This window comes from Gemmatimonas sp. (assembly GCF_046594945.1).
Classification (GTDB): Bacteria; Gemmatimonadota; Gemmatimonadetes; order Gemmatimonadales; family Gemmatimonadaceae; genus Gemmatimonas.
Genome location: NZ_JBKJRB010000163.1, coordinates 1 through 6,270, shown reverse-complemented (window position 1 = coordinate 6,270; position 6,270 = coordinate 1). Strand labels below are relative to the sequence as shown.

Here is a 6,270-nt window from a genome sequence, read left to right as displayed (position 1 = left end):
GACACTGTCTACCGGCTTGGAGCGCACTGTCGAGTGGTATCTCGACAACGAATCGTGGTGGCGGAGCGTGATGGACGGCAGCTATCGCCATTGGATCGCAGAGCAATATGGTAGCGGGTCGTGATGAGGTGTTCGCCCGTTCGGTGAGCGCGTCTCGTCGTTCCTCAAACCCCTTCCGCGTTCTCGCCCGTCACCGGAATTTCCGCATCTTCTGGACCGGGCAGACGATGTCGCTGGTGGGCTCGTGGATGCAGACCATGGCCGTAGGCTGGCTATCCCTCCAGCTCTCGAACAGTGCCTTCGTAGTAGGGCTCGTCGCGTCCGTAGGCGCCATCCCGATCGTGCTCTTTTCCATGCACGCCGGCGCCTTCGTGGATCATGGCGACAAGCTGCGCATCGTGCGAGTGACGCAGAGCATACTCCTGGCACAGGCGGCGGTGCTCTGGCTGGTCACAATCACCGGCCATGTGTCGATTCCTATTCTGCTCGCGCTCGCCTTCGTGCAGGGGCTCTGCAGCGCGGTCGAGATTCCCGCCCGCCAGAGCATGATCATTCAGCTGGTGGGGCGCGACGACCTGCAGCCGGCCATCGCCCTCAATGCCAGTGGATTCAACCTGGCCCGCGTGATCGGGCCGGCCATTGGTGGCTTGGTGATTGCCCGCTTCGGCATTGCCTGGTGCTTCGGCTTGAACGCTCTGAGCTTTGTGGCGGTGCTCTGGGGGTTGCTGCTTATCAAGCTTCCCGCGCCGGACGTCGCGAACACGGTGCGCCTTACGGTCACCGGCGTGCACGAGCTGTTCGAGCGGAGCACGTCGGGGGCGGCCGAGGGGCTGCGGCATCTGGCCACGCCGGGGCCGGTGCGCGACCTGCTGGCGCTGGTTACGGTGGGCGCGGTGCTGGGCGGCCCGTTCCTCACGCTCATGCCGGTTATCGCCCGCGATCAACTGGGCTTGGGCGCCGGCGGCTACGGCACACTGCTGGCCACGGTGGGAGTGGGTGGCTTGCTGGGCGCCCTGCTGGTGGCCGGGCCGCTGTCGCACGCCGCCAATAAGGGTCGCATTCTGATGACGGCCGGCCTCGCCTTTCCCACGCTGTTGCTGGGCTTCGCCTACACCACCACCCTCACCATGGCGTACGTTGTACTCTTTGCCACGGGCATGGCGATGATCACCTTCAATGCGCTCTCCAATGGCGTGCTGCAGCTGCTGGTGGAGGAAAAGTACCGTGGACGCCTGATGGCTTTTTACAGCCTCGTGTTCGTGGGACTCTCCCAAGCTGTGGGTTCCTTCGCCCTCGGGGCATTGGCCGGGGTCGTGTCGGCTCCACATGCCATTGCCATTTCGGCCGTCGTGCTGATTTGCGCGTCGGTGTATGCCATCAAATACTCCGATTTCTGGAAGCGGGTGTAAAACAAAAGCTGTTCTTCGCCTTCTTCGCGAAGCGACGCGAAGAACAGCCACCGCAAGGGCAACCGCTTTAAGAATTGGAAAAACGCGCGGGTGGCGGGCTTGGCGCACTACGGGCTATCGTCTAGGCAGCACACTGCCGAATGGCCGTGCCTTCATCTTGAGGTGTCATGATTTTTCCCGTCCCTGATGGCTTCGCGCTTGGTGGTCGAAGGCGTTGGCTCGCGCCGCTGCTGGTGCTGTCGCTCGGTGCGGCGTGTCGCCGTCCGGTGGCTTCGTCGGCGGCGGTGGCGGTGGTCGAGGTATCGCCTGAGCCGATCGTGGTGCGCGAGGGGCAGCCGAATAACATCACCATTCGCGGGACCGGCTTCGACGCAACCACCAATACGGTCACGGTTGGGCCGGTCACGGTGGCCGTTGTGGTGTCGGGTAAAGGGGGCACAGTGATCGCGCTGTCGTTGCCGGAGCGTGTGCCAAGTGGCGGTGGGGCGGCGCCGATGCTGTGGAGCCCAGGCAAGTATGAACTCACGGTGTCGAACGCGCGTGGCACCAGCGCACCGGTGATGGTCACTATTCAGGAGCCGCGATGACGCCGGCAATGCGGGCCGCGGTGCGCGTGGCCGGGCTGATGTTGATGGTAGCGTGTGGTGGTGGTGGTGACCCGGTCACACCCGATGTGGCACCAGCGGTATTGGTGTCGCCCAGTGGTGGCGCGGCAACGGTGGCGGCTGGTGCAACGCTGCAATTGTCGGCCCGCGTGACTGACAAGCGTGCGCAGCTGGTCACGTCGCCCAGTGTGGTGTGGAGCTCGAGCACACCCACGGTGGCGATCGTGTCGTCCGAGGGGATCGTGACCGCGACTACCGTTGGCAGCACCACGATCAGTGCGGCGTCGTTGGGGGCCACCGGCACCGTGTCCGTGACCGTGACCGCCGGCGCCCCGGCCAAACTTTTTGTGCGCACCCAACCGGTAGACGTGCCGTCGGGTACGTCGATCAGCACCGCGCCGGTGGTTGAAGTGCGCGACGCGCTCGACAACCTCGTGACCGCGGTCGGTGTGCCGGTGAGTGTGAGCTTTGCAACGGGTGTGGGTACGCTCGGCGGCGTTACGACGGTGACGTCGGTGCAGGGCCTCGCCACCTTTTCGCAACTCGTGTTGTCGGGACTGGCCGGACCGCGCACCCTGATGTTTTCGGCCGGCGGTATTGCCCCGGTGAATACCACGTCGTTCGCGATCAGCGCCGGACCGGCGGCATCGCTGGCGTTCCGGGTGGCACCGGCTGGCGGCGGTCTCAACTCGCCGTTTGTCACCCAGCCGGTGCTCGACGTGCTCGACGACGGGGGCAATCTGGCCACGAACGCAACGCTCACCGTGAACGCCTCGATCTCCGCCGGTGGTGGCACACTTACCGGAGCCACGGCGCAGGCGACCAATGGCGTGGTCACTTTCACCAATCTGGGCGTCACCGGCACCGGCGGTGCGCGCACGCTGCTCTTCTCGGCCGCTGTCTTGCCCTCGCTGCCTATTTCGATCACGCCCTGCGACGCGTCGAGAACGCCGAGGCTGGTGCTGTCGGCCACGTCGCGCACACTGGCTGGCTTTGCGCTTCGCACGGCCGTGGTCGATACGCTCACGATTACCGATGCCAATGGCAGCTGCACCGCGGTGGCCAATCTCAACACCAGCGTGACATACACCGGTGCCAGTGGCTGGCTGTCGGCCACGGTGCTCAGCAATCCGTTACGACTCGCCCTGCGCGCTGATCCGTCGGCGCTGAACACCAACACGTATCAGGCCACGGTGGCGCTCACGTCAACGAATGCGGTCACGGTAAACTTACCAGTCACGTTCAATGTGGCCGCCTCGATCACGCTGCGTTACGGACTCGCCACCGAGAAGGCAAACGAGCTTGACGTGAACGGCACCCTGCAGCTCACCCCGGTGGTGCTCAACAGCGAGGGCGTGGTGATCACGCCTCCAATCACGTACGTAAGCCGGTCACCGAGTATCGCCACGGTGGCCGCCGATGGACGAATTACCGCGCAACTGGGCGGACGGGCCTGGATCGTGGCGCAGACCACCGTCAACGGCGGTGCGCTCGACTCCGTGTTCGTGAACGTCACGCGAACCAGCGGACCAGTGCTGCGCGCCGATATCACGCGCTTCGACTACACCCGCAACACGCCATTCTCCGTCACGTTGTCGCTGGATACGCGCGGCTCGATCGTGGGCGCGGCGCAGCTGGTGTTCACGTGGCCTACCGAACTGAGCACACCGTCATTGCTGCGACTCACGGGCACGGTGGCCGGTACCGTGGGCTCCCCCGTGATCGTGACGGATCTGAGCTCGGGCACCACGCGTATATCAATTGCCAGTGCGGCCGGTATGACGGGGGTGATCACGCTCGGACGCTTTGACTTCATCCCGATGCAGATCGGCACCAGTCAGTTCGTGCTTCGACACGTTGAACTGCTCGATCTCAACCAACAGTCACTCCTTGGCAATGCGACCGCATTGCAATATCCGGTGGTCATCAAGTGATCCGCATGAAAACATCACGTATGCCTTCGGCCGCAGTACTCGGCGTAGCGCTTGGCGTCTCGCTGCTGACCACGGCCTGCCGGGACAGCTTGGGAGATGGCGCGGCGAGTCCGGTGCCGAGTGCGCAGGGTAGCGCGCAGTTGGTGGTCACGCCGGCCACGGCCGGTGACAGTGTGGTCACGGTGGACGTGCGCGTGAGCGGCCTCGAGACACCGGGTGAGATGGCGGGGTTCGGACCGAAGGTGGTGAGCATGACGGCGGCGGTGGAGTACGACACCACGCGCCTGCGCTACATCATGGATGTGTCGCCGAGCGACGGCGCGATGCGCGAGATGAACGCGGCTCGTGGGCGGGTGATGATCGCCGCCGCGCATGCCTCGGGATTCCCCAACGACGTCTTCGCGCGCGTGCGATTTGTGCATCGGGGGGCGTCGTCGGGTGCATCGGCACGTGCCGGTGCGTACTCGTCGCTTACCCTGCAAATAAGCGAACTGCATTTGTCCGACGCCACCGATGTGCGTGAGCGTACGACAGTGCTTCCGCTGGTGGTCATCAAATGAGCGCGGCACGGTTGGGTGGCGCACGGAGGTATTTCGCGTGGGCGCTGTTGGCCACGATCTCGACTACGGCCCAAGCGCAGGTCGAGGAGCAGCGCGAGGCGGGCTTCGAGGTGCGGCGCGAGTGGATGGAACGACTGCGCGCGTATCCGTTTGCCGAGTACACGCAGAACCCGGTGTACGCTGCGCGGGCCACGTCCTTTCGCGCGCCGGCGAGTGTGAAGTCGGGTGCGCCGTCCAGCATGCAAGTGGCACCGTGGCGCTCGGTGGGACCGTTCGGATTTCAGACCAGCGGCTTTTATGGTTCGTCGCCCAATGCTGATGGCGGACGTATTCGCGCGATCGCCATTCACCCCACGAATCCGAGTATCGTGTACGCCGGCTCGGCCTCGGGCGGCGTGTGGCGCACCACCAACGGTGGTGCCACTTGGACGCCGCTTACCGACAACCAGTGCTCGCTCAATACCGGTTCGATTGCGATCGATCCGGTGAACCCGAACATTGTATACGTGGGCACGGGCGAGCCTGCCCAGTCGAACGGCTGTGGACTGCTGCGTTCATTCGACGGCGGTATCACGTGGACCGAGATCAACGGCGCCGGAGTGTTGGCACCGGTGAATGGCTCACAGAACACGCGCGCCTATCGGATACGGGTGGCACCCAGCTTGGCGGGCACCCAGAACACCAGTGTGGTGCTGTATGCCGCCAACAACGGGCTCCATCGCAGCACCACCAGCGGTTCGGCCTGGACCACCGTGCTGTCGGGCTTTATCACCGACGTGGAGTTCGATCCCGCCAACGACAACATTGTGTGGGCGGCGCGCGCGGCGGCGGGGTCGACGGCCAACGGGGTGTATCGCTCCACCGATCGCGGGGCCACCTGGCAACAGGTCTACTTTGCCAGTACCACCGCGCAGCGCATTTCGCTGGCGGTCACACCCGCGACGCCGAATACCGTGTGGGCGGTGGAAGTGGTCAGTGCACGCATGGATAAACTGGTGCGCCTGGAAGGCGCCAGCGCGACTCCCACGGTGTTGGCCGCGCAGGGGGTATATGGTGGCCAGTCGCGACTCGACTTCGGTACGCAGGGCACGTACGACCTCGTGCTGGAAGTCGACCCACAAGACGCCAATACGGTAATCCTGGGCGGCTCGCGCATGTACCGGTCGCGCGATGGCGGGCAGAGTTTCACGGTGGTGGCCTACGACGTACATGTGGATTGGCACGCCTTCGAGTACGCGCCGGGCGATCCGAGTGTGATCGTGGGTGGCAATGATGGTGGCGTGCACGCGTCGTACGATCGTGGCAATAGCTGGGTAAGTCGCAATACCAACATTGCGGTCACGCAGTTCTATCCCGGCATCGCGGTGCACCCCACGATTCCGGATTTCATTGCCGGCGGCCTGCAGGACAACAGCTCACTCTGGGGCTTCGGCTCGGGCTTCTGGACAATGTCGGCGCCATCGGGCGATGGTGGATGGAACGCCTTCAGCCCCACGAACTCGAACGTGTTCTGGACCACCAGCTACGGCACGGGATTCATTGTGCGTGTCACGCGTAATCCGCTGGGTACGAGCGTGAGCCAGACGCAGCGCGGCTTCACCAGCAGCGACCGCAAGGCGTTCCTCTCGCCCATGCTGATCGATCCCGTGAACTCGGCCACGCTCTACTACGCCACCTATCGCCTGTGGCGCACGCAGAATGAAGGAGTGCTGTGGTCGGTGATCAGCGGGGACCTCACACGAGGTGGCAGTGCCACGATCAC

5 protein-coding genes are annotated in these 6,270 nt (G+C 64.5%); all 5 read left to right on the top strand.

Annotation, left to right across the window (positions count from 1 at the left end):
- Positions 1-143: 143 nt before the first annotated feature.
- Positions 144-1,409: an MFS transporter gene (locus tag ACLL97_RS19600; protein WP_411282169.1), complete on the top strand. Its 1,266-nt coding sequence runs from the start codon at positions 144-146 to the stop codon at positions 1,407-1,409.
- Between the two features lie 167 nt (positions 1,410-1,576).
- Entirely contained in the window at positions 1,577-1,996 is a 420-nt protein-coding gene (locus ACLL97_RS19595; protein WP_411282168.1) for a hypothetical protein, read from the top strand.
- Positions 1,993-3,948, top strand: coding sequence for an Ig-like domain-containing protein (locus ACLL97_RS19590; protein ID WP_411282167.1), 1,956 nt, complete (start codon positions 1,993-1,995; stop codon positions 3,946-3,948). Before ACLL97_RS19595 ends, ACLL97_RS19590 begins: the two co-directional genes overlap by 4 nt.
- Before the next feature lie 20 nt (positions 3,949-3,968).
- Positions 3,969-4,508, top strand: coding sequence for a hypothetical protein (locus tag ACLL97_RS19585; protein WP_411282166.1), 540 nt, complete (start codon positions 3,969-3,971; stop codon positions 4,506-4,508).
- Positions 4,505-6,270: WD40/YVTN/BNR-like repeat-containing protein (locus ACLL97_RS19580; RefSeq protein WP_411282165.1), on the top strand; the 1,766-nt coding region annotated here is incomplete at its 3' end. The genes ACLL97_RS19585 and ACLL97_RS19580, both read left to right, overlap by 4 nt.

What these genes read in the sequence shown, in the direction of transcription:
- ACLL97_RS19595 (WP_411282168.1), top strand. Translation starts at nt 1,577, where the DNA reads ATGATTTTTCCCGTCCCTGATGGCTTCGCGCTTGGTGGTCGAAGGCGT.
- ACLL97_RS19590 (WP_411282167.1), top strand. Translation starts at nt 1,993, where the DNA reads ATGACGCCGGCAATGCGGGCCGCGGTGCGCGTGGCCGGGCTGATGTTG.
- ACLL97_RS19585 (WP_411282166.1), top strand. Translation starts at nt 3,969, where the DNA reads ATGCCTTCGGCCGCAGTACTCGGCGTAGCGCTTGGCGTCTCGCTGCTG.